The organism is Corynebacterium kalidii (assembly GCF_022869005.1).
GTDB lineage: Bacteria > Actinomycetota > Actinomycetes > Mycobacteriales > Mycobacteriaceae > Corynebacterium > Corynebacterium kalidii.
In genome coordinates this window covers 229,880-253,531 of sequence record NZ_JALIEA010000012.1, presented here as the reverse complement: position 1 = coordinate 253,531, position 23,652 = coordinate 229,880, and the positions used below count along the sequence as shown (strand labels likewise).

Below are 23,652 nucleotides of genomic sequence, written 5' to 3'. Positions count from 1 at the left end.
CCCGGCCATGGCTCACAACCGCAGGGCCGTGGACAGGTTCTCGGCGTTCATCTCCGACAGGCGGACGCACGGCCCGCCCAGCAGTTCGGCCAGGGCGGACGCCCGTTCCCGGCGCACCTTCAACCGGCCCTCGCAGTCGATGACGAGGTTGCCGGACAGCCCGGCCTTCACCACCCGCCGCGCCGCGGTGACCACGCCCGCCTCACCGGCGTCGGAGGTGTCCTCCCCGTCGGTCATCACCACCAGCATCGCACGGCGCCCCGGCTCGCGCCGGTGCTCCCGCTCCATGACGTCCACGGCCATGAGCAGCCCCTCCGCCAGCGGGGTGCGTCCCCCGACAGGCATGTCGTCCAGGCGCCGGCGAGCGAGGTCCACCGAGCGGGTGGGTGGCAGGACCAGGGTGGGCCGGCCGCCGTTGACGGTGATCACCGCGACGGAGTCCCGGCGCTGGTAGGCGTCGGTGAGCATGGACGTCACCGCGCCGGTGACGGCCCTGACCCGGGACCGGGCCGACATCGAGCCCGAGGTGTCCACGACGAAGACGACGAGGTTGGCCTCGCGTCCACGGCGCAGTGACCCGCGCAGGTCCGACGGGTGGAGGTCCACCATGCCGTCGACGACGCCGGTTCCACGGTCGGCGGCTGCCATGACGGTGCCGACGAGGTTCACGCCGTGCCCGCCGCTCACCGCCCGGACATCGGAGCCCTGGGCGGTGAAGGCGGGCGACCGCCGCCCGGGGGTGGCGTCCTCATGCCCGGTGCGCTGCAGCCGTACCGCCCGCGGGACGAAAGGGTTCGCCGGAGCCGGCGGTACCTGCCTTCCCGGTCATCTGCGGACGGGCCTGCGAGCTGCCCTGCTGCGCCTGGTCGTCGGTGGGGTTCTCGGTGTCCACCAGGACCTCCGCACCGGGCTGCGTGTCGTCGTCGGCCGCCTCGGACACCGGGCCGCCGTCGTCGTTGTCCTCGAAGAACCGTCGTGCCTCCTCGAGTGTCTCGCGGACCTCGCGTTCCTCCATCTCCGGCGCCTCGAACGGTTGCCGACGACGACGGTGCGGCAGGGCGAGCCGGGCCGCGACGTCGACGTCCTCGTCAATGACGCGGTCGCCGCCCCGCCAGGCCGCGTGCGCGATGGCGGCGCGGGTGATCACGAGGTCGGCGCGCATACCGTCCAGGTCGATGCGGGAGCACAGCCAGGCGACCTGGTTGAGGACCGCGTCGGGGAGGGTGACCGAGCCGACACCGGCGCGGGCCCGGGCGATCCGCGCGGCGGTCCGCGCGTCCTGCTCCGCCCACGCACCGACCATGGCGTGCGGGTCGTCCTCGAAGGCGAGCCGACGGCGGACGATCTCCACGCGGGTCTCCGGCCGCGTCGACGCGGCGACGTCGACGGCGAGGCCGAACCGGTCGAGGAGCTGGGGACGTAGTTCGCCCTCCTCCGGGTTCATCGTGCCCACCAGGACGAAGTTCGCCGGAGAACTGTGGGAGATGCCGTCGCGCTCCACGGTGACCCGGCCGGTGGCCGCGGCGTCGAGCAGCGAGTCCACCAGGTGGTCCGCGAGGAGGTTGACCTCGTCGACGTAGAGCACGCCACCGTCGGCCTGCGCGAGCAGTCCGGGCCGGTACTCAGCACGTCCGGTGGTCAGGACGGTCTCCATGTCCAGTGAACCGACGACACGGTCCTCGGTGGCGCCGACCGGGAGGTTCACCAGCGGTGCCTCGCCGAGCAGCGAGGCGAACGCCCGCACGGTGGTGGTCTTCGCCGTCCCTTTCTCGCCACGGACGACGACACCGCCGATGCGCGGCGAGATCGCCGTGAGGATCAGGGCGAGCCGGAGGTCGTCCTGTCCGACGACCGCCGAGAAGGGGAAGCCGGGGGTGTCGGTGCCGTGCCGGGTCACGGCTGCTCCCCCTGGTCCGCGGAGATGTCGGACGGATGGCGTGACAGGGCGGTGACGGTGCAGGTCATGTACCGGAACAGCGGGAGGTTCCACAGGATGTCGTGGAGCTCGTCGGCGTCGGCGACGTCGAACACGGAGTAGTTCGAGTACTCGCCGGTGATCCGCCAGATGTCCCGCCATTCGCCGCTGCGCTGGAGTCTCTGGGAGTACTCCTTCTCCCGCGCGATGGTCTCGGCGGCGACGGCCGGGTCGAGGTCGTGCGGGATCGCGACGTCCATGCGGACGAGGAACAGTGCCATGGTCTTGTCTCCTGGTGGTTTCGGGATGTGGTGGTTGTCTACGGTCAGGCCCGGGTGAAACGCTCCACGGCGTCCCAGTCCGCGTCGAGGCCGAGTCCTGGGCCCTCGGGGAGGGTGACCTGCCCGTCGGCGTAGACGAGGTCGGTGGTGGTGTACGACTCACGCAGCAGCATCGGCCCGAACAGTTCGGTGCCCCAGCTGACCGCCGGGACCGCGCAGGCAAAGTGCAGCGACGCCGCGGTGCCGAACGGCCCCTCCAGACTGGTGGCGCCGTGGCAGGCCAGCCCGGCTGCCTCGGCGACCGCGGCGGTCTTCAGTGACTCGCGCAGTCCCCCGAGTTTCGTGGTCTTCAGGGCGATGACGTCGGCGGCCTCGGCGCGGACCACCGCGAGCGCGTCCGCCGGGGAGCAGACCGACTCGTCGGCCATCACCGGCACGCCGGTGCGCCGGGTGATCTCGCGGAGCGTGGCCAAGTCATGCGCCGGGGTGGGCTGTTCGAACAGGTCGAAGCCCGCCTCCGCCAGCCGGGGCAGCTGCTGCAGGGCCGTGATCCGGTCCCACCGTGCGTTGACGTCGATGCGCAGCGACACCTTGTGCCCGACCTCACCGGCGAGGGCGACGAGCCGGTCGACGTCGCGGGCGGGGTCGCCGGCGCCCATCTTCAGCTTGAAGCTGCGGTGGCCGTGGGAGGCGATACGTTCCTCGATCTCCGCGACGGCGGTGTCCACGGGCAGGACCCCGAGGGCCCAGGTGACGTCGACGCTGTCACGGAACCTGCCGCCGAGCAGGTCGCGGACCGGGATGCCGAGCGTCCGCGCCCACGCGTCGTGGATCGCGACGTCGCACGCCGCCTTGGCGAACCGGGCGTTGGCGACGACCTTCTCCATGTCGGCGAGGATGCCGGCGAGTTCGTCGACACGTCGGCCGACCATCACCGGGGCGAGGTAGCGGTCCACGAGCGGTTTCATCGTCTCGACGGATTCGCCTCCCCACCAGGGGCCGCCGGGGACGACCCCCTCACCGAAACCGGTCACCCCGTCGGCGGTGGTCACGCTGACCAGCAGGACCGACTGTGCGGTGGCGGTCGTCGTCGCGAACCCGTGCGGCCGGATCAGCGGTACGTCGAGGATCCTCGTGTCGACCCGTTCGATGGTCAGCCCGCTCGCCACCGGGTCAGTCCTCCTTGTCCAGCGCGAAGTTGTAGTCGACGATGTTGCGGCCGTCCTCCGACCGCGGGTCGAGCAGCAGTTCCGGCTTCACGGCGGTGGCGACGTCGTTCTCGATCCACTTGCCGCCCTTGAAGTACAGCTGGGTGGTGATCTCGCGGTAGCCGGGGTAGGTCACCCGCAGGTGAAGGTGGGCGGGACGCCACGGGTGCCCACCGTAGGACTCGACGAACCAGCCGGTCGGGCCGTCGTGCGGGATCATGTACGGCGCCGGCTGCAGGGTGGTGATCTCGTAGCGGCCCTCCTCGTCGGAGACGATGGTGCCGCGGAGGTTCCACTCGGGGATGTCCGGCGCGAACTGGGAGTAGTAGCCGTCCTCGTCGGCGTGCCAGAGCTCCAGGCGGGCACCGCCGAGGCCGTTGCCGTCGACGTCGGTGACCTGGCCCTGGAAGATCAGCGGAGTGGCCTCCTTGTCCTTGTCACGCATCGGCATCTGGCAGCGCGCGGGCAGTTCCGGTGCGTCCGGGACGTAGTACGGCCCTTCGATGGACCCCTTGGTGCCGGTGTAGGCGTGGCGGTTGTAGTTGATCTCCTCGATCTCGTGCTCGACGAACACGTCCAGCCACAGGGGCCACTCGCCGTACTCGCCGACGTCGATCATCCACTGCTTCACCACGCGGTACTCGTCGTAGGTGACCTCGTGCTTACGGGCGACCTCGCCGATGGCACCCAGCAGGTCCTTGTAGATGGCGTTCGCCCGTTCACGTGAGGTGTCGGAGCTGACCCGGTTCTGCTTGAACTTGTCGGTCGCGGCGTTACCCGACCCGTGGGCGGTCGGGTTGTCGTCGGCGGCGGTGGTGTCGGTGGTGGTGTCGGTACTCATGACTCTCTCCTCAGGGTGGTTCTGGGACGACGTGCGCCCCGGTGGTGGAACACCCTTCACTGTGGTCCCGAACACAGCGGTAGTCAAAGCCGCCCGGACGTCACGACACCGGCAGTCGGACGCCGAACACTCGAGGACGAAAGTGCCGTACTACCAGGTCACAGCAGATTTCCCATGAGGCACCTGGAGTGCCCGCCAAGTCCGTTCCCCGACAAAACCCCAGGAACATCCCTCACGCCCGGAAAGCTTCCCCCACCCCCGTTTCCTCCCCTCCCCATGCCCCCGTCCCGCCCCCACCGCGCACGGCACGGGCCGGCGGCGCGTCAGTGAATGGGTCAGGGGTGAGTCAGTGGTGAGTCAGTGGTGAGTCAGTGGTGTGTGTCGGGGATATCCTCCGGGGCCAGGACGATGTCGAACCGCGCCCTGCTCCATTCCTTCCCGCCGAGATCCCGGCCGTCGGGCGTCGCGGTCCCGGCCGGCTGTCGCTCGAAGGCGGTCACCAGGGAATCCTTCACCCCGAACACCGAATCGCCGATCGCCAGCTGCGGGTCACCGTCGACGAAGATGTGGGTGACCAACCGGCGCAACCCCGGCGCGGTGACCATGAAGTGCAGGTGGGCTGCGCGTACCGGGGAGCGTCCCACCGCGTCGAGCATGCGTCCGACCGGCCCGTCGTGCGGAATGGGGTACGGCACCGGTGTCAGCCCCCAGAACCGGTAACGGCCCTGCTCGTCGCTGACCAGGTGGGCCCGGGCGGCGGTCCGGCCGTCGTCGTACTGCACGTCGTACAGGCCTTCCTCGTCGCACTCCCACACCTCGATACGGGCCCCGGGGACGGGGGTCCCGTCGGTGTCGGTGACCGTCCCCTCGATCCAGGCGGGCTCGCCCTGGGCGCCGGCGGCGATGTCACCGCCCAGCGGGATCGCCGGGGCGTCGTCGACGAAGAACGGGCCGAACACGGTGGCCTCGGTGGCGTTGCGGTAGGCCTCGTTGTTCACGGCGATCGTCTGCATCGACGCACCGAGTGTGTCGGACAGCAGGATGAACTCCTGCCGGGTGTCGTCGGTGATGTGGCCGACCTGGGTCAGGAAGTCGATGGCGTGGCGCCATTCGTCCTCGGTGAGCCGGACCTCCCGGATCAGGCCGTGGAGGTGCCGGACGACAGCCTCCATGATCTCCCTGAGCCGGGGGTCGTCGCATCCGGAGAAGGAGTCCAGGACCCGCTGGAGCAGGTCCTCCTCCACCGCGGTCTGCCGGTCGCCGTGCTCTGGGGTCGCGTGGGTCGGGGTCGTCATGCCGGGGTCACTCCTCGGTGCGTAAGTCGGTGGTGGTGGTGGTGATGGTGCTGGTGTCTGCGGGGTCGGAGCCGTCGAGCGCGGCGTGCAGCAGGGCGGTGAGCCCCTCTACGGTGACGGTCCGTGGATTGCCGGCCGGGATGTTCTGCAGGACGATGTCCACCGCGACAGGGATGTCCGCGGCGGTGAACCCGAGGTCGGCGAGCCGGCGCGGCGCCCCCACCCGGTCACGGAGCCGGTCGAGGCCGGACAGCGCGGTGGCGGCACCGAACGCCTGCGCCGCGCGGGCCTCGGCGGCCGGAGCCGCGGGCCCGTTGAAGGCGAGCACGTACGGCAGGACGATGGCGTGCGTCTGGGCGTGCGGAAGATCGAACGTCCCGCCCAGGACGTGGCAGATCTTGTGGTGCAGGCCGGAGCCCGCCGACGAGAACGCCACCGCCGAGAGGTAGGCGCCGTAGAGCGCGAGGTCGCGGCCGGCGGTACTGCGCGGGTCGTCGACGATCAGGGGCAGCCCCTCACTCAGGGCACGGATCCCCTCGGCGGCCATCGCCGCGTTGATCGGGTCGGCCCGTGGCGCCCACAGCGAGTCCACGCAGTGGGCGAGCCCGTTGAGACCGGAGGCCACGGACATCTCCACGGGCAGAGTCACCGTGAGGCTGGCGTCGTAGATCACGCTCACCGGCAGGACGGCGTCGTCCACTCCCGTGGTCTTGCGGCCGTCCTCGGTGAGCCCCCAGACGTTGGTGGCCTCGGAGCCGGCGTAGGTGGTGGGTACCGCCACGATCGGCTGGCGTCCGGTCAATGCGACGGCCTTGGCGAGTCCGGTGGTCGACCCACCTCCGACGCACACCACCAGGTCGATCCCCGCGGCCTGCGCCGCCTCCCGTGCCGCGGCCGCGGTCTCCACCGGGACGTGCATGACCACGTCGGTGTGCCACAGCGCGACCTCCACCTGAGCGGTGACCTCCCCGGCCAGTGCACGTTCCCGTTCCGAGGCGATGACCATCACCGAGCGCGCGCCCAGTCGGTCCACCTCGGCGGCCAGGTGCGCCGCCGCGCTCCCCGAGCCGAACAGCACCCGCTGGCCGGCGGTGACATGGGTGAAGGAGAGCGCCTCTCCCCCGGGGCCGCCGCCGTCCCGGCCCGTCTGCTGCTGTGCCCGGTCTGACGTCCGGTCTGTCTCCGTCATCTCACGCTCTCCTTGCGCTCGGGGGACGGTGCTGCCGTCCGACTGTCTCCACTGTGACCTGCGGGCGGGCCCGTGGCAACGCCACCGTGGTCCTCCCTTAGCCGGGTCGGGGCAATCCCCACCCCCGGATGCGGGGCGCCGACCGTGGTGGTCAGGTCACGGTTTGTCCGGTCACGGTTTGTCCAGTCGCGGTTTGTCCAGGGGGAAGCTGATCCGCACGGTGGTGCCGCGCGGCTCGTTGGGTTCATAGGTGATGGTGCCGCCGTGGCGCTGGACGATGTGCTCGCAGATCACCAGGCCGATACCCGACCCGTCGCTCTTCGACGAGAACGCCCCGGCGGCGAGCATGTCGGCGGGCACCCGCGTCATGCCCCTCCCCCGGTCGCGGACCAGGACAGAGGCAGTGTTCCCGGTACGTTCGGTCGACACCTCCATGTACTTCTCCTCGGTGGCGGGCAGGCTGACCTCGTCGATGGCGTTGACGCAGATGTTGATGATCACCTGGCCAATGAGCACGCTCTCCCCCACGATCACCAGGGGTTCCCGGCACAGGTCGGAGATCACCTCGACGCCCTTGTCCTCGGCCCGTAGCCGGACGAAGTAGAGGCTCTCCTCGAGCGCGTCGTTGAGGTCGACGGAGGTGCTGATGTTCTCGATCCGCCGGACGTACTTCTTCACCGACGAGACGATGTCGGCCACCCGCTCCAGCTGGGTACCCGCCTGGTCCAGACCGTACGTCAGGGAGGGGTTCCCGCCACCGTCGTGCACCAGGCGCCGCCGTACCCCGTCCAGGTAGTTCGTGGCCGCCGCGATCGGCTGCCCCAGGTCGTGGGCCAGGATCATCGCCATGTCCCCCATAGCGTTGTAGCGGCTCATGTACTGCAGGTTCTGCTCCTGGTAGGCGTTGCGGCGCTCCCACTCGACCTTGTTCGAGATGTCCCGCACCGTGAGCACGCGGACACACCCGTCATCGAGGATGACGTTGTCCAGGTTCCCCGCCAGCCACCGCACCTCCCCACTCTCGCTGGAGACCTTCATACGGACGGTCAGCGCACCGTCGGGCTTGCTCATCTCCGACAACACGATCATGTCGTCGAGCGGGGTGTCGATCTCGGCGAGTTCGTCGAGTCGGACCCCCAGCATGTCCTCCACCGAGGACCCGACCAGCTTCGCCGCGAACGGGGACACGTCCTCGACCCGGTAGTCGCGGTCCAGCAGCATCATGCCCGAGGAGGTGTGCAGCATCAGGCGGTCGAGGGAGTCCTCCACCCACTTGCTCGAATCCGGGACCACCTCCGCCTCCCGGAGCACCCGGAACTCCACCAGGATGACGTCGATGCCCTGGTCACCGGCGGTAGCTCCGTCAGAGCCGTCAGATCCCTCAGGGCCGCCAGATCCCTCGGGGCCGTCGGTGACCGCGGCGGCGGGAAGGGTCACCAGGGTGGCGATCGCGTCCGCCATGAACTCACTGCCGTCCCTGCTGGCGTAGCGCCACAACCGCTTGTTGCCCCCGTAGACCACCGCCGCCTGCAACCACGCCGTCCCCATCGCCCGCCGGTACCTCGGGTCCCGGGAGCTCATGTGGTGCGCCTTGAGGGACCGCAGCTCCTCGACGGTGTAGCCGAACGTCTCGCACGCCGTCCGGTTCGCCCAGAGGATGCGCTTCGACTTTGCGTCGTGGACCAACCAGCCATTCGACGAATTATCCGCCAGCACCCGGAAACTTTCTGCGCCGAAATCCATGGACCCCACTATAGGCGCCTGGGAAAACCGCTGGAAGAGGGATTGCAGCACCGGTGAATAAGGATTCCTGTAGCTGTGCCCGGGGGTTTCCCCAATAGTCGCCGACGCGCCGGAACCATAACGTCGGAGAGGAATAATCCACCGACGACACCTGAAAACCTGGAGGATACGTGCTACTCGACGACGTCGAATTCACCACACAGGCGGAACCTGCCGGGCCGGCCCGTGACGCCGCGTTCGCTCACGCGCTGGCGGTCCTCCGGGACCGGCGCGACGAGTTCACCCGGCTCGGCCACGTCCCGAAGGACTACGTGGACCTGCTGGTCAAGGCGGGGATCTACCGTGCGTCCACGCCGGCCACCTTCGGGGGCGAACCGCAGGCACCGTCGGACTTCATGCGCCGGATCGAGGAGATCTCGGCGATCGACCCGTCCACCGGCTGGGTCGCCAGCTTCGGTTCAGCACTGACGTACTTCTCGGCCCTTCCCGAAGACACCCAGCGCACGCTCTACGGAAAGAGCGTGGACGTCGTCTTCGCCGGCGGGATGTTCCCGATGATCGAGGCACGACGCGTCGACGGTGGCTGGATCGCCTCCGGCACCTGGTTCTTCGCCTCGGGTTGTCGCGGCGCCGACATCCTGGGGATCGGACTCCGGGGTGGCCCGGAGACCGAGGGACGCCCGCTGACGGCCCTGGTCCACCCGGACGACGTGGAGATCGTCGAGAACTGGGACGTGGCGGGGATGAAGTCCACCGGCTCGCACAATGTGCAGGTGAAGGACCTGTTCATCCCCGACGAGCTCACCTTCGTCCGGGGCGGGACCCCCACCGTGGACGAACCGCTGACCCGGTACCCCGCGCTGGCCTACGCCGCCCAGGTCCTTGCCGTCACCGCGTTGGGCGCCGGACGCGGGGCACTCGACCACATCCGCGAGCACGGGGCGGCGTCGACGTCGGTCACCGGTGGCACGGCCAAGGGCAACCGGCCGGTCTACAAGCTGGGGCTCGCCCACGCCGAGGCAGAGCTCCGGTCGGCCCGCGCCTTCTTCTACGAGACCACCGACGACGTCTGGGCGAAAGCCGTCGCCGGCGAGGAGATCACCGTCGAGGACCGCGCCCTGCTGCGGATCGCGGCCTCCCACGCGGCACAGGCCGGCCGACAGGTCGTGCTGGCGGCCTTCGACCTCGCCGGGACCGGTGCAATCTTCAACGGTCACCCGCTCCAACGGTTCCTGCAGGACGGCCTGGTCCCAGCCCAGCACGCGATGCTCCAGGAGAACACCTTCGAAGCCGGCGGCGCCCTGCTGCTCGGCCTCGACGCCGGAATCCCGAGCTTCCCCTGACCCCCACCGAACACCCGAACCACCAAGGAACCCCCATGTCAGACTCACCCTCCGCCACCCCGCTGCGCACCCTGTTCTGTGTCGGGAACAACCAGAACTTCTTCGACCTGCCGAAAGACGACATCGGCAAGGTCTGGATCGCCACCCAGAGCTTCCTCACCCAGCTCCGTGACATGGACGGGGTCGACATCATCGGCACGTTCGACGACGACGCCCACATGGTCGGCCCGTCCACAGGCTGGCCCTGGACGTTCTACGTCCTGGCCGACGTCCGCGACCAGCCGACGGTGAAGGAGGCGTGCAACCTGCTGCGCACCATCCGGGTCGAGGAGCACGCCCTGTGGCGCTACTTCACCATCGAGGCCCGGATGGGAAGGGAACTGACCATCCGCGACGACGTCGCACTCTGATCCACCGCACACGAGGAGCCTTCCCCATGACCATCCCCACCGACAACCGCACCAACTTCGCCGACCTGGTGGAGGACGACCGCGTCGCCGGACGTCTCTACACCGACCCCGAGATCTTCCGCGAGGAGATGAAGCGGATCTTCTACCGCACCTGGGTGTGGGTCGCGCACGAGAGCGAGATCCCCGAGTCCGGGTCGTTCAAGACGACCTGGGTCGGTGACCAGCCGGTCATCGTCAACCGCGACCGCAAGGGTAACTTCAACACGCTGCTCAACCGGTGCCGTCACCGCGGCGCCACGGTCTGTGACCAGCGCAGCGGCAAGGCGAACGGTTTCACCTGCCCGTACCACAACTGGTCCTACACCCACGACGGGCGCCTGCGTGGCATCCCCTACCCCGACGGCTACGAGGGACTGATCGACAAGAAGGACTTCGGCCTCCAGAAGCTGCGTACCGAGAGCTACCTCGGCATGATCTTCGCGACCTTCAACGACGACATCGAGCCGCTCGAGGAGCACCTCGGCGACGCGAAGATCTGGATGGAGCGCTTCTTCAAACAGACCAACGGCTACCCCTGCAAGGTCATCGGCGTCCACAAGTTCCGGTTCAAGGGCAACTGGAAGATCCAGTTGGAGAACACCACCGACGGCTACCACTTCCCCATGGTCCACAAGTCCTGGATGGCGTCCGTCGACTCCGAGACCGCGGACATGATGTCGTTCATGGACGACCCGGCCGCCGAGACCCACGCCCTGGGCAACGGCCACAGTGTCAGCATCATGGCGACCGCCCATATGGACCTCGACGTCGACGACGGGACCGAGGAGATCCAGCCCCGGTTCAACCACATCGTCGAGGAGCTCGAGGCCGCCGGAGAGAGCCCGGAGCGGATCCGTCGCTTCATGCGGTCGATGCACGGCTGCGGGTTCAACCTGAACATGTTCCCGAATATCGCGATGTCCTCGGCGTTCTTCCGGGTGCTCATCCCGGTCTCGGTGGACGAGACCGAGATCTGGCACATGGCGCTGGGCATGGACGGCGGACCCGAGTCGGTCAACCGGGAGCGGCTGCGTATCCACGAGCACTTCCAGGGGCCGTTCGGTTTCGGCAGCCCCGACGACTCCGAGGGCTGGGACCGGGTGCAGATCGGCGCCGGCGGCAACCCCGGGATGCCGATCATGATCAACCGCGGCCTCGGTCGCGAATACACCACCGAGGACGAGAACTGGCCGACGTCCCACGTCACCGATGAGACGGGGATGCGGGAGGCCTACTACATGTGGAAGAGGATGATGAACAATGACGACGAGTGAGACGGCAGTAACGACAGAGACGGCAGCACGACCGGCCTCCCCGTTCCTGGCCGACCCCCGTGTCCAGCGTGCGATCGAGCTGGTGTGGCATGAGGCGGCGCTGCTGGACCGCAAGGACTACCCTGCCTGGGAACGCCTGTTCACCGACGACGGCTACTACGTCGTGCCGGTCGACCCGGAGACCGAGGACTTCGAGAACTCGCTCAACATGATCTACGACGATGCGCGGCTCCGCCGCCTGCGCGTCGAGCGGCTCATCCAGGGCTTCTCCCCCAGCGCCGTCGCGGCGGCGTCGACGGTGCGCACCGTGTCGCGTTTCGAGGTGCTGGAAGTGTCCGACACCGAGGTGGTGCTCCGGTCGGCCCAGGTCATCACGGCCTACAAACGGCAGGAGACGCGCACCCTCGGTGCCGACCTCACCCACCGGATCCGACTCGACGACAACGGTGTCGACCGTATCTCGCAGAAGGTCGCCCGCCTCATCGACAGCCAGGACGCCATCGGCGCCGCCGGCTTCCTGATCTAGAAAGGTCACCCCCATGAGCGAACACACCTCACAGACAGACGGGCGTCACCCGGGTATCGCCGTGGTCACCGGTGCCGCCGGTGGTCTCGGGAGCTTCATCACCCGCCGACTCCACGCCGACGGGCACCGGGTGGTCGTCACCGGCCGCAACATGGAGAAGGCCGCCGGCCTCGCCGCCGAGCTGTCCCCGGACGGGTCGACGGCGATCGCCGTGGAACTCGACGTCTCGCGCAAAGAGGGGTTCACCAACGCCCTCGACCGGGTCACCGACCAGTGGGGCACCCCGTCGGTGCTGGTCAACAACGCCGCGGTCACCCGGGCCGCCGACGTCCTCACCCTGGACACCGACGAGTTCGACGAGGTGCTGACCACCAACGTCAACAGTATCTTCTTCGGATGCCAGGTCTTCGGCCCCGCGATGGCCGAGCAGGGCTACGGCAGGATCGTCAACCAGGCGTCCCTCGCCGGCCAGAACGGCGGGACGGCCACCGGCGCGCACTACGCCGCGTCGAAGGGCGCGATCCTGACGACCACGAAGATCTTCGCCAAGGAGTTCGCCGCGTCCGGGGTGACCGTCAACGCGATCTCGCCGGGTCCGCACGACGTCTCGATCGTCCACGACACCGTCGGCAGCCGGCTCGACGAGGTCGTCGAAACCATCCCGGTGCGCCGACTGGGCAGCCCGGAGTTCATCGCGGCCACCGTGTCCCTGCTGACCGGCCCGGACGCCTACTTCGTCACCGGCGCCTGCTGGGACATCAACGGCGGACTGTACCTGCGGTAGCGCACGACCGCGCCACCAACGAGAGGGGAAGACAATGGCACTCAAGGAAGTCGTCGTGGCCGACATCGTCCACGAGACACCGACCATCATCTCGATCTACCTGAGCATGCCCGACGGTACCCCGATCGGGCACTACACCCCCGGCGCCCACATCGACGTCGAGGGTCCGACCGCCATCACCAGGCAGTACTCGTTGTGTGGCCGGCCCGACGGCGACGACGCCTACGTCGTCGCCGTGAAACGGGAGGACGACTCCCGCGGCGGGTCCGCGGCCCTGCACACCCTGCAGGTCGGCGACCGGCTGAAGATCTCCGAGCCCCGCAACCTCATCGGCATGGACCCGACCGCCACGCACCACATCCTGGTCGCCGGCGGTATCGGGATCACCCCGATGCACAGCCTGGCCCGGTACATGGACGTCCGCGACATCAGTTTCGAGCTGCACTACTTCGCGTCGTCCGCCGAGGACGCCGCCTTCCTGCCGGTGCTGCAGGAGAAGTGCCCGGAGAAACTCCACGCCCATCTCGGGGTCGGACGGGACGAACAGACCACGATCCTGGAGAAGGTCCGGGACGCGGCCCCGGACGGCAGCCACGTCTATCTCTGCGGCCCCCAGGGGTTCATGGAGAAGGTGACCGGGATCGTGTCGGCCCGGTTCGACGACTCCGAGATCCACTTCGAGAACTTCCACGCCGGTGACCCGGTCGATGAATCGGAGAACACCGCGTTCGTCGTCGAGCTCGAGGGCGAGGAGTACGAGATCCCGGCGGACCGCAGCATCGTCGACGTCCTGAACGAAAACGGCGCCGAGATCGACACCTCCTGCCGGGAGGGTATCTGCGGGACCTGCATCATGGAGGTCCTCGAAGGGACCCCCGACCACCGGGACAACGTGCTCACCGCCGCCGAACGTGAGGCGAACGAGACGATGGCGGTCTGCATCTCCCGCTCGTGTTCACCCCGGCTGGTGCTCGACTACTTCTGAGCCCCTGGCCGGGGTGCACCGGCCACCGGTGTGTCACACCGGGGTGCCGTAGCGCAGGATGTCGCGGACGAAGGTGCCGATGCTCTCCGCACCGGTCTTCATCTTGATCCGTGTCCGGTGGACGTCGACGGTCTTGACGCTCATGCCGAGCCGCCGGCCGATCGACTTGCTGGGCAGGCCCTCCACCACCATCGCAAGCACCTCACGCTCCCGCGGTGTGAGCAGCTCCACCTTCCGCGCGACGTCGGTCATGCTCATGTGGTGGGCGAAGTTCTTCGCCGCGTCCTCGACCCCCAGCTGGACTGCGTCGAGCAGTTTCTGGGGGTCGTAAGGTTTCTCCAGGAAGTCCTGCGCACCGGCCTTGATGGTGTCCACCGACATCCGGATGTCACCGTGCGCCGAGACGAAGATGATCGACACGGACGGTGCGATGTCCGCCAGCTTCTCCTGGAGCCGGGGGCCGCTCATCTCCGGCATCCGCACGTCGAGGACGATGCACGCCGGCCGGGCGCGGTCGAACCGTCCGAGGAACTCGGCGGCGCTGTGGCAGATGACGCTGTCGATGCACGCGCTGTCCAGCAGCCAGGCGACCGAGTCGCACAGTCCGGGGTCGTCGTCGACGATGTAGACCACCGGGGAGGTCACGGAGCTTTCCACGGCGTCCATGTCAGTCGTGTCCGTCCCAGGTCGCTTCCGCGGTCCAGTAGTGCATGCCGAAGTCGCTGACGTGGTGTGTCCACGGTGTCGTCCGGACCAGGTCCGGCTCCTCCCGGCGGACGGATTCGTCCGCGGCCTCGGGCCCGTCGGCCTCCACGGTCCAGTGGACCCAGTTGACCTCCCGCCCGAGCTCGTCGTGCACGAACAGGTCGACGTGGTGCCACCCGTAGGTGAACCTGTCGCCGTAACAGGTGAGGAACATCCGGTGGTGGTTGACCGGACGAGGACGGATCAGGGTGTCGTGTGTGGCTACCATTTCATCTCCTTGAGAGTGGGTGTGCCGTCGGTGTCGCTGAAGGACGGGAGGGCGCGGAGCAACGGCTCCAGTGCCGCGCCGAGGCGCAGCAGGGTCGGCTCGCTCCCCTTCGGTCCGATGACCTGGATCCCCAACGGCATGCCGGTGACGGTCCTCGCACCGGGGACGGTGAGGACCGGGAGTCCGAGCAGCTGCCAGGGCCGGCTGAGCTCCGGGGAGCCGGTACCTGTGGTCATGTCGGGGGCCGGCCCCTTCGCCGCCGGCCCCACGATGAGGCCGTTGGCACCGAGGCACCGGTTCAGCGAGGACAGGGACACGTCCCGCCGGAACAGAGCCTCGGTGACGTCCCGCTCCTCGACGGCGTCACCGTCGTCGAGGAGCTGGCGGAACTGCCCGCTCAGCAGGGCCCGGGTGTCACCCAGACCCCGGCCCATGCCGTGGGCGGCCTCGTAGGACATGACCGTCCGGTGGTCGTCGACCAGGGTGCGAATATGGTCGTCCCACTGCAGGGGAGCCGTCTGCGCACCGAGCGACTCGAACAGGCGCGGCAAGGTCCGCAACAACCTGACCATGGTGCCCTCCAGGTTCAGCATGCCGGAGCCTTCCCACAGGAACACCGTCAGGTCCGACGGTTCCGATGCGTCCGGCGCGTCCGGCTGCTCTGCAGCCTCGGCACGGTCAGCGTGCCCGTCCGCGAAGAACGCCCGGTGGACGAAGGCGAGGTCCTCCACCGTCTGGGCGAGGAATCCCAGGGAGTCCAGGGAGCCGCTGAGTCCGGTGACCCCCGCCAGCGACGTCGCCCCGTGCGTGAGCACCAGCCCGGCCGCACCACAGAAGGACGCGGGACGGGTCAACGACCCCGCGGTCTGCGTCCCCAACGCGAACGGGACCGTTCCCGCGCCCACCGCGGCGGCGGACCCGCTCGACGAGCCTCCCGGGGTCGCGCGGGCGTCGAAGGGGTTGCTGGTGGGACCCGGCGAGAAGTAGCCGTACTCCGTCGTCACGGTCTTCCCCTGGATCACGGCACCGAGTTCGCGTAGCCGGGCGACACAGTCGGCGTCGCGGTCCTTCGGCGTCGGGTCGGTCGTCGGTGTGCCGCACCTGCTCGGCAGGCCGCGGACGTCGATGATGTCCTTCACCCCGACAGACAGGCCCGCCAACGGCCCGTCCGCGGGGACGATGTCTGCCGCGTCCGCCGTGTCGTTCTCCCCGGGGTCGAGGTCGGTGAGCTCGACCCAGGCTTTCAGCCGTGGTTCATACCGCGTGATCTCGCGACGGTGGTGCTCGGCGACGTCACGGGCGGAGACGAATCCGTCCCGGACGGCGGCGACCTGGTCCTCCACCGACCGAATGCGATGTGCAAGCGTCATGTCGGTTCCTTCCCTGTGAAGATCCGTGGGGGTGTCCGTTGTTGCTCCGGATACATCCTGTGACCACTGTGACTGCGGTCACCCAGGACCTTTTGAGGACCAGACTATTACAGCACCTCACCATCCCCCTACTTTCGCAAGGTAAAGGTTCCCCCGATGCCGGAGGGCGGCGATACCCAGTCAGCGACATCCTCCGCCGACTCCCGCCAAAAGCAACGCCTGTCGTCGATCCCCTAAAGGTTTCCCCTGTAGCGCCGTAAGTCACACCGATTTTAGGTTGGTGACGTAACCGACAAAGGAGTCAGCGACATGGACAACGATCTCGTCTCCAGGCAATTCGACCCCCGCACTTTCCGGAATGCGATGGGCCACTACCCGACCGGTGTCGCACTGGTCACCGGACGGGCGCCCGACGGAGAATTGCTGGCGATGGTCGTCGGCACATTCTCCTCGGTGTCCCTCGATCCACCACTGGTGTCCTTCATGCCGATGAAATCGTCGTCGACGTTCCGGAAAATGCAGGAATGCGACTCACTGTGCATCAACATATTCGGCGGCGAGCAGGAATCGGAGATGCTGTCCATCGCCCAACGGTGGCAGAATAAACTGGACGGCATCGACTGGTACCCGTCCCCCGCCGGCGACCCGGTGCTGAAAAACTCCATCGCCTGGATCGACACCACGATCGCCGACACCGTGGAGGCCGGGGACCACTGGATCGTGCTGTGCCGGGTCCACGACCTGGAGGTCACCAACCCCGTTCCCCCGCTGCTGTTCTTCCAGGGCGGCTACGGCAGCTTCGTCGGGTCGTCGCTGCTCGGCAGGCTGCGGCACGACTCCCTCCCCGCCATCCACGCCGCCCACGGCGCCAGCGCCGAACTCGAGGACCTCGCCGACTCCATCGGTTGCGAGGTCATCGTCTACGCTGCACTGAGCGAGGACGAGTTTGCCACGGTGTACTCCGCGCTGGGACCGGATGTCTCACAGGAACACCGGTTCGCCAGCCGTGTCCCGATCGTCCCACCCATCGGCGACACCTACATGTTCGACAAACCCGACGACGTCCGGGACCGCTGGCTGGCGAAGATCGGGACCTCGTCCGGCGAGGTTCCCGACGAGGTCAGGCAGTCCCACTGCCGTCGACTCGAGATGCTCCGCGACACCGGTCACCTGATCGCCCACCTGCCCGATGACGGAGGCGCAGCGTACCAGCAGATGATCGAGGCGACCAACGAGTACCTCAACGCACCGCTGACCCCCTTCGCCGAGAAGACGATCCGGGAACTGATCGGGAGCACCACGGTCGACTACACCCAGCGGGAGATCACCGCCGACCAGCGGTACACCATCGGATCGATCGTCTTCCCGGTCCGCGACCCGGCCGGCGAGCACACCATGACCCTCCGCCTGGCCCAGCTGCCCCAGGACGTCGACGGCGAGACCGTGAACCGGTGGATCGGCCAGGCCGAGAACGTCGTCCACACCATCGAAGCAGACTGACCCAGCCCCCTATCCCCTTGAACCAGGAGCATCACCCATGACCGACAGCACCCCCACCATCGAACAACTCGCGGCGCGGATCGAGACCCTGGAGGCGGAGGCCGCCATCCGCAAGGTCCAGGCACGGTACATGATGCTGTGCGACACCCCGTGCCCCGTCCACCCCCCGGTCAGCGACCAGGAACGCATCGAGCTCGTCCTCGAGCTCTACACCGACGACGCCGTCTGGGAAGGCGTCGGCGAATACTACACCGGTCAGTTCGGCCGCGCCGAAGGCAAGGATGCGATCCGAGCCCACTTCAACCGGTTCTGGCCGGAAGACCAGGACCCGAAGCTGATCCTCAACGCCCACTACCTGACCTCCGAACAGATCACCGTCGACGGAGACGAGGCGGAAGGCACCTGGATCCACATGCAGCCGTGGCTGTTCTCCGACGGCCACGCCCTGCTGCGGTCCAGTCGACTGAACAATGCGTTCCGGAAAGAGAACGGCGTGTGGAAGGTGACCCGAACACGGACGGAGAATGTGTTCATCTCCGATCTGCCCGATAATTTCGCGACGAGTTACCCCACCCAGTCCGTGCTCTTCTCGTAAGTAGGACACGCGATTCACTGAAACCCAGGCGGTCGGCCAATGCCGGCCGCCGTCGGCATGTTCAGGTAAGGAAAATTCTTATTCCGCGACACCCGACGTGATCCATATCATAAACCGCACGGAATCATCGTCGCGGCCAATTCCCGGCCCACGGAAACTGCATTGTCAGGAGGCAGGATGTTCGGAAAGACACGACAACGACTGGCGGCGGTGCTCCTGGTGCCGCTCCTGGTGGCCGGCTGTTCCTCGGCAGCGACGGACGACAACGCCGGCGATGTCACGATCACCCTCGCCAGCGGCTTCGCGAAGAACCACTCGAACAACGAGGGCGTCTTCATGTTCATCGACCGGCTGAAGGAGACCGCCCCGTGGATCACCGTCGACTTCAAGGGCGGCCCCGAGGTCATGGCGCCGAACCTGCTCATCGAGGGCGTCTCCGCCGGCGTCTTCGACATGGGGATCATGCCGGGTGACTACTACGTCGACCAGGTCCCGGCAATGGAGATCGCCCGCTTCACCCCGTTCACCCCCATGGAGGAACGGGAGAACGGTGTGGTCGACATCTACGACGAGATCCACCGGGAGCAGCTCGGGGTCACCTACCTGGGCCGCGCTGTCGCGGGCATGCCGCAGGTGATCCTCAGCCGCGAGGACATCACCGGCCTCGACCTGCACGGTGACTCGTACCGTACCTCGTCGGCGACGTCTGGCATGGTCAGCCAGATGCACGGGGTCCCGGTGGACCTGCCCGGCGGGGAGGTCTACACGGCCCTGGAGCGCAACGTCGTCTCCGGCGCCACCTGGGCTTCGGTGGGGCCGTCGAGCCTCGGTCTCGAGGGCGTGGTGAGCCACGACCTGGCACCCCGGTTCTACGAGTCCGTGGCGAACCTGCTGATGAACGACCGCACCTGGGACCGCCTCGACGAGCGGACCCGGAACGCACTCACCGAGACCCTCGCGGAGACCGAGCCAGAGATCTTCGCCCACTACCTCGGGCGGACCGTCGAAGAGACACAGCAGTGGCACGACGCCGGCGTCCGGGAGTCCCGGTTGAGTGACGAGGACTCCGAGGCCCTGCTCGAACTGGCCTACGTCGACGCCTGGGAGGGCCTCGACTGGGACCGCATCCTGTCGACCTCCCCCGCCGCCGCGGACCTCCGCGAGGCGTACGACGTGCCACTGGAGGGACGCGGGTACGACAGGGTCCCCGCCGGCGCCTTCATCTCCGACACGGAGAGACTCCACACCGAGACCCGCCAGGAGAACACCCGATGAGTACCCGAGAACCCACTGGTGCCGACAGGACCGACAGGCTCGACAGTGCCGAGGCGGCACTCGAGACGCTCCCCGACACCGTCAACGACACCACCGACATCTCCGCGCCCAGATGGCTGCCCGAACGCCTGCTCGAGTACCTGGGCGCCGTGATGATCATCGTGTTGTCCGTCTTCATCGCCGTCACGGTGGTGATGCGGTTCAGCGGACACGGCGTCCTCGGTGCCGTCGAGCTGTCCGCCCTGGCTATGGTGCTGATCACCGTGCTGGTGGTCCCCGCCGCGACCGCGGCGGACGACAACTTCAAGGTCGAGATCATCGACATGCTCGACCGGCCACGGCTCGTCGTCGCCGGCAAGATCATCGGCGCCGTCGTGCAGCTGGTCGTCGCGTTGTTCCTGACCTTCAGCGCCCTCGAACTGCTCGTCAACGACTGGACCACCAAGACGACGATGGCCGGCGAACTGGCCCTGCACCGGTACTGGCTGTCGGCGGCCGTGTTCATCGGCTTCGCCGTCCTGCTGCACGCCACGGTCTTCCACCTGATCACGACGATCAGGTCCGCCCGGGCGGTCGCCCGGCACCCCGGCACACGACAGGCGGCGCCGACGACGTCGCCGCGAGAGGAGGCGTAGACGATGGAATGGTACATTTTCCTGCCGCTCTACATCCTGGCACTCATCCTCGTCCTCCTGCTCCGGATCCCGGTCGCATTCGGCATCTTCGCCGTGGGGATCGTCTCGTCGCTGCTGATCTTCGGTGACCTCGAGGTCACCTCACGCCTGCTCAGTCTCAGCGTGATCAGCTCAGTCAACAGTTTCACCTTCACCGCCATCCCGCTGTTCATCCTCATGGGTGACGTGCTGTTCCGGGCCCGGATCGCCCAGGACGCCATCGTCGAGATCTCCAAACTCCTGCGGCGCGTCCCCGGCCGCCTCCCGATGGTCGCCGTCGCCGGAGGCAGCGCCTTCGGCATCCTCTCCGGGTCGTCGCTGGCCAACACCGCGCTGCTCAGCCGCACCCTCCTGCCCCAGATGAAGTCCGCCGGCTACGACACCCGGTTGTCGGCCGGCTCTATCCTGGCCGCCGGTGGACTGGCGATGGTGTTCCCGCCGAGTGCCCTGGCGATCCTGTGGGGCGGGGTCGCGAACGTCTCGATCGGCCCCCTGCTCATCGCCGGTATCGTCCCCGGCATCATGATGGCCGTCGGCTACGTGCTGATCGTCCTGTGGAAGAGCCGGCGCAGCGCCACCGGCGACGCCTCACCGGACGCCACCCGGAACCTGCCGCCGAAGCGCAGCGGGTCAGAGGTCGTCCAGGGGTTCCTCAGGAACCTTCTGCTCCCGGGCATCCTGGCGGTCACCGTGCTGGTGGTCATCTTCGCCGGCATCGCCACCCCCACCGAGGCAGCCGGCTTCGGCGCCCTCGCCTCGATCGTCCTGGCCTTCGCCACCGGCCGGTTCACGGTCAAGGACCTGGTCGGGGCCGGGGTGGGCAGTATCCGCATCACCGGCACGATCTTCATCCTGGTCATGGCCTCCACCCTGTACTCGCAGATCATGGCCTACATGGGGGCCACCGCGGGGCTCGTGCAGTGGGTGTCCGGCAGCATCGCCAACGGTGCCCTGATGATGTTCCTCATCGTGCTGGTGCTGGTGGTCCTGTCCTGTTTCATCGACCAGGCCTCGATCATGCTGATCACCGCACCGCTGTTGATGCCGATCGTCACCCAGTTCGGGTGGGACCCGGTGTGGTTCTCGATCATCGTGCTGGTCACCCTGCAGATCGGCAACATCTCCCCGCCGTTCGGCATGGGTCTGTTCGTGATGAAGTCCACCGCCTCCTGGCTCTCGCTGTCCACCATCTACCGTGCCGCCGTGCCGTGGATCCTCTCCGACCTGGTCGTGATCCTGATCCTCTGCCTACTGCCCTGGCTGGTGACCTTCCTGCCGCAACTCATGGCGGGGTAGCCGCGGCGGGGCGGGGCACCACACCCTGACCCAACCCTAGGGGCGCTCCCGGTGTGATCTGCGTCATTTCCATCCACTATGGACATCGACAAAGTTCCCACCGACCCCAAGGAGCACACCCGTGACCACCGCGGCCGAGAACGTTCGCACCACCCTGGACCACGCCCTGGAAGAACACCCGGAGGACGGCGTGGTCCGGGTCAACCGCCGGATCTTCACCGATCCGGAGATCTTCGACCTGGAGATGCGCCACATCTTCGAGGGCAACTGGGTGTACCTCGCGCACGACTCCCAGATCCCCGAGATCGGTGACTACTTCACCACCTACATCGGACGCCAGCCCGTGGTGATCACGCGCGGCAAGGACGGCCAGCTCAACTGCCTGATCAACGCCTGTTCCCACCGGGGGGCGATGCTGTGCCGGCGCAAGACCGACAACCGGACGACCCTGACGTGCCCGTTCCACGGCTGGACCTTCTCCAACGCGGGGGAACTGCTGAAGGTCAAGGACGAGAAGGCCGGCGGTTACCCGGAGAACTTCAACACCGACGGGTCACACAACCTGCGTCGGGTGCCGGTCTTCGAGTCATACCGGGGTTTCCTGTTCGGTTCGCTCAACCCCGACGTGGTGCCTCTCTCGGAGCACCTCGGCGACTCCCGGGTCCTCATCGACATGCTCGTCGACCAGTCGCCGCAGGGCCTGGAGGTGTTGCGCGGAGCCTCGACCTACACCTTCGACGGAAACTGGAAACTGCAGGCCGAGAACGGCGCCGACGGGTACCACGTGACATCGACCCACTGGAACTACGCCGCCACGACCTCCCGGCGCGCCTCCGGGGAGTCCACCAACGAGACCAAGGCCATGGACGCCGGCTCCTGGGGCGACCAGGGCGGCGGGTACTTCTCCTTCCCCTACGGGCACCTCGCGCTGTGGACCTCGTGGGGCAACCCCGAGGACCGGCCGATCTACGACCGTCTCGGGGAACTCAAGGAACTGCACGGTGACGAACGTGGCGAGTTCATGGTCGGGGCATCGCGCAACCTGTGCGTGTACCCGAACGTCTACATCATGGACCAGTTCTCCACCCAGATCAGGCACTGGAGGCCGATCTCGGTGGACCAGACCGAGGTCACCATCTACTGCATCGCGCCCAAGGGCGAGTCCGACGAGGCCCGTGCCGCACGTATCCGCCAGTACGAGGACTTCTTCAACGCCACCGGGATGGCCACACCGGACGACCTGGAGGAGTTCAGGTCCTGCCAGAAGACCTACCAGGCCAGCGCATTCCCGTGGAACGACATGACCCGTGGCCTGACCCAGCAGGTCGCCGGCGCCAACGACGTCGCGACGAGGCTGGGCATGGACGAGGTCCTGTCGTCCGGCTCCCGTGCCGAGGACGAGGGCCTGTACCCGATCCAGCACCGGTACTGGGCCGAGCAGATGGAGGCGGCGTTGGATAAGGACGCCACGACCACCAAGTTCACCGCGGACGACGCCGCGTCGTCGCGGGCGACGACCGACTACGCCCGCTCGCGTGCGCGGGACCGGGCCTCGGGTGAGAACGCCACCCCACAGCGCCGCCGCCGTCGCCGCGGCTGACCACCCTGTACGACCCACACACCTGGAGATGACGATGACCAACGCCGACATCACACGCACCGAGGTCGAGGACTTCCTCTACCGCGAGGCCCGCCTGCTCGACGACCGCCGGTTCGAGGACTGGCTGTCGTGCTACCGCGAGGACGCCGAGTACTGGATGCCCGCCTGGGACGACAACGGGGAACTCACCACCGACCCCCAGCGCGAGATATCGCTGATCTACTACCCGAACCGGGGCGGTCTCGAGGACCGCGTGTTCCGGATCCGCACCGAGCGGTCCTCGGCGACCTCCCTGCCGGAGCCGCGCACGGGGCACAACATCACCGACGTCGAGATCCTCGACCGCCGTGCCGGCGAGGTCGACGTCCGGTTCAACTGGCTGACCTTCTACTTCCGGTACAACACCACCGACACCTACTTCGGCACGACCTTCGTCACCCTGGACGTCTCCGGTGACGTCCCGCTGATCACGAGTAAGAGGATCGTGCTGAAGAACGACTACATCCACCACATCGTCGACATCTACCACGTCTAGG

24 protein-coding genes are annotated in these 23,652 nt (G+C 67.8%); 13 read left to right on the top strand and 11 right to left on the bottom strand.

Annotated elements, in window-relative coordinates; translation table 11 throughout:
• Window positions 1–12: 12 nt before the first annotated feature.
• The 8 genes from MUN33_RS06935 to MUN33_RS06900 all read right to left on the bottom strand — a co-directional run bounded on the left by MUN33_RS06935 (window position 13) and on the right by MUN33_RS06900 (window position 8,472).
• Complete coding sequence (locus tag MUN33_RS06935; protein ID WP_244804174.1) at window positions 13–687, bottom strand: vWA domain-containing protein; 675 nt, start codon at window positions 685–687, stop codon at window positions 13–15.
• 61 nt (window positions 688–748) lie between these two features.
• The gene (locus MUN33_RS06930; RefSeq protein ID WP_244804173.1) at window positions 749–1,897 is read right to left on the bottom strand and encodes a magnesium chelatase ATPase subunit I; all 1,149 of its coding nucleotides are present in this window, start codon (window positions 1,895–1,897) and stop codon (window positions 749–751) included.
• On the bottom strand, window positions 1,894–2,196 hold the full coding sequence (gene catC, locus MUN33_RS06925) for a muconolactone Delta-isomerase (protein ID WP_244804172.1): 303 nt from the start codon (window positions 2,194–2,196) through the stop codon (window positions 1,894–1,896). Before catC ends, MUN33_RS06930 begins: the two co-directional genes overlap by 4 nt.
• A 44-nt stretch (window positions 2,197–2,240) precedes the next feature.
• Window positions 2,241–3,365, bottom strand: a complete 1,125-nt coding sequence (locus MUN33_RS06920) for a muconate/chloromuconate family cycloisomerase (protein WP_244804171.1) — start codon at window positions 3,363–3,365, stop codon at window positions 2,241–2,243.
• Window positions 3,366–3,369: 4 nt separating this feature from the next.
• Window positions 3,370–4,245: a catechol 1,2-dioxygenase gene (catA, locus tag MUN33_RS06915; RefSeq protein WP_244804170.1), complete on the bottom strand. Its 876-nt coding sequence runs from the start codon at window positions 4,243–4,245 to the stop codon at window positions 3,370–3,372.
• A gap of 368 nt (window positions 4,246–4,613) precedes the next feature.
• Entirely contained in the window at window positions 4,614–5,540 is a 927-nt protein-coding gene (locus tag MUN33_RS06910; protein ID WP_244804169.1) for a dioxygenase family protein, read from the bottom strand.
• A 7-nt stretch (window positions 5,541–5,547) separates the two neighbouring features.
• Window positions 5,548–6,729, bottom strand: coding sequence for a maleylacetate reductase (locus tag MUN33_RS06905; protein ID WP_244804168.1), 1,182 nt, complete (start codon window positions 6,727–6,729; stop codon window positions 5,548–5,550).
• A 171-nt stretch (window positions 6,730–6,900) separates the two neighbouring features.
• Window positions 6,901–8,472: a PAS domain-containing sensor histidine kinase gene (locus MUN33_RS06900; protein WP_244804167.1), complete on the bottom strand. Its 1,572-nt coding sequence runs from the start codon at window positions 8,470–8,472 to the stop codon at window positions 6,901–6,903.
• A 170-nt stretch (window positions 8,473–8,642) separates the two neighbouring features.
• On the opposite strand from MUN33_RS06900, the gene MUN33_RS06895 reads away from it, so the two are divergent.
• From MUN33_RS06895 to MUN33_RS06870, 6 genes are read left to right on the top strand one after another with little or no spacing between them, the layout of a single operon-like run.
• Window positions 8,643–9,815 carry an acyl-CoA dehydrogenase family protein gene (locus tag MUN33_RS06895; RefSeq protein ID WP_244804166.1) on the top strand — a complete coding sequence of 391 codons (1,173 nt, stop codon included), beginning with the start codon at window positions 8,643–8,645 and terminating at the stop codon, window positions 9,813–9,815.
• 35 nt (window positions 9,816–9,850) lie between these two features.
• Window positions 9,851–10,225, top strand: coding sequence for a hypothetical protein (locus MUN33_RS06890; RefSeq protein WP_244804165.1), 375 nt, complete (start codon window positions 9,851–9,853; stop codon window positions 10,223–10,225).
• 26 nt (window positions 10,226–10,251) lie between these two features.
• The gene (locus MUN33_RS06885) at window positions 10,252–11,538 is read left to right on the top strand and encodes an aromatic ring-hydroxylating oxygenase subunit alpha (RefSeq protein ID WP_244804164.1); all 1,287 of its coding nucleotides are present in this window, start codon (window positions 10,252–10,254) and stop codon (window positions 11,536–11,538) included.
• The gene (locus MUN33_RS06880) at window positions 11,525–12,064 is read left to right on the top strand and encodes an aromatic-ring-hydroxylating dioxygenase subunit beta (protein WP_244804163.1); all 540 of its coding nucleotides are present in this window, start codon (window positions 11,525–11,527) and stop codon (window positions 12,062–12,064) included. The genes MUN33_RS06885 and MUN33_RS06880 overlap by 14 nt, the downstream gene beginning before the upstream one ends.
• Before the next feature lie 13 nt (window positions 12,065–12,077).
• On the top strand, window positions 12,078–12,848 hold the full coding sequence (locus MUN33_RS06875; RefSeq protein ID WP_244804162.1) for an SDR family NAD(P)-dependent oxidoreductase: 771 nt from the start codon (window positions 12,078–12,080) through the stop codon (window positions 12,846–12,848).
• Between the two features lie 34 nt (window positions 12,849–12,882).
• On the top strand, window positions 12,883–13,833 hold the full coding sequence (locus MUN33_RS06870; protein WP_244804161.1) for a PDR/VanB family oxidoreductase: 951 nt from the start codon (window positions 12,883–12,885) through the stop codon (window positions 13,831–13,833).
• A gap of 33 nt (window positions 13,834–13,866) precedes the next feature.
• Here MUN33_RS06870 and MUN33_RS06865 read toward each other — a convergent pair whose 3' ends face one another.
• Genes MUN33_RS06865 through MUN33_RS06855 form a run of 3 tightly spaced genes read right to left on the bottom strand, consistent with a single transcriptional unit; the run spans window position 13,867 to window position 16,176 of the window.
• The gene (locus MUN33_RS06865) at window positions 13,867–14,499 is read right to left on the bottom strand and encodes a response regulator transcription factor (protein WP_244804160.1); all 633 of its coding nucleotides are present in this window, start codon (window positions 14,497–14,499) and stop codon (window positions 13,867–13,869) included.
• 1 nt (window position 14,500) lies between these two features.
• The gene (locus MUN33_RS06860) at window positions 14,501–14,806 is read right to left on the bottom strand and encodes a hypothetical protein (protein WP_244804159.1); all 306 of its coding nucleotides are present in this window, start codon (window positions 14,804–14,806) and stop codon (window positions 14,501–14,503) included.
• Window positions 14,800–16,176 (bottom strand): amidase, encoded by a 1,377-nt coding sequence (locus MUN33_RS06855; protein ID WP_244804158.1) that lies wholly within the window; start codon window positions 16,174–16,176, stop codon window positions 14,800–14,802. The genes MUN33_RS06860 and MUN33_RS06855 overlap by 7 nt, the downstream gene beginning before the upstream one ends.
• Before the next feature lie 309 nt (window positions 16,177–16,485).
• Here MUN33_RS06855 and MUN33_RS06850 point away from each other — a divergent pair, with 309 nt between their 5' ends.
• The 7 genes from MUN33_RS06850 (at window position 16,486) to benB (ending at window position 23,651) form a co-directional block, all read left to right on the top strand.
• Window positions 16,486–17,676 carry a flavin reductase family protein gene (locus tag MUN33_RS06850; protein WP_244804157.1) on the top strand — a complete coding sequence of 397 codons (1,191 nt, stop codon included), beginning with the start codon at window positions 16,486–16,488 and terminating at the stop codon, window positions 17,674–17,676.
• A 37-nt stretch (window positions 17,677–17,713) separates the two neighbouring features.
• The gene (locus tag MUN33_RS06845; RefSeq protein ID WP_244804156.1) at window positions 17,714–18,271 is read left to right on the top strand and encodes a nuclear transport factor 2 family protein; all 558 of its coding nucleotides are present in this window, start codon (window positions 17,714–17,716) and stop codon (window positions 18,269–18,271) included.
• Between the two features lie 177 nt (window positions 18,272–18,448).
• On the top strand, window positions 18,449–19,546 hold the full coding sequence (dctP, locus tag MUN33_RS06840) for a TRAP transporter substrate-binding protein DctP (RefSeq protein WP_244804155.1): 1,098 nt from the start codon (window positions 18,449–18,451) through the stop codon (window positions 19,544–19,546).
• Window positions 19,543–20,181, top strand: coding sequence for a TRAP transporter small permease subunit (locus MUN33_RS06835; protein ID WP_244804154.1), 639 nt, complete (start codon window positions 19,543–19,545; stop codon window positions 20,179–20,181). The genes dctP and MUN33_RS06835 overlap by 4 nt, the downstream gene beginning before the upstream one ends.
• A 3-nt stretch (window positions 20,182–20,184) precedes the next feature.
• Window positions 20,185–21,516 carry a TRAP transporter large permease gene (locus tag MUN33_RS06830; RefSeq protein ID WP_244804153.1) on the top strand — a complete coding sequence of 444 codons (1,332 nt, stop codon included), beginning with the start codon at window positions 20,185–20,187 and terminating at the stop codon, window positions 21,514–21,516.
• 121 nt (window positions 21,517–21,637) lie between these two features.
• Window positions 21,638–23,116, top strand: coding sequence for a benzoate 1,2-dioxygenase large subunit (benA, locus tag MUN33_RS06825; protein WP_244804152.1), 1,479 nt, complete (start codon window positions 21,638–21,640; stop codon window positions 23,114–23,116).
• A 28-nt stretch (window positions 23,117–23,144) separates the two neighbouring features.
• Window positions 23,145–23,651: a benzoate 1,2-dioxygenase small subunit gene (gene benB, locus MUN33_RS06820; protein WP_439647839.1), complete on the top strand. Its 507-nt coding sequence runs from the start codon at window positions 23,145–23,147 to the stop codon at window positions 23,649–23,651.
• Window position 23,652: the final 1 nt, after the last annotated feature.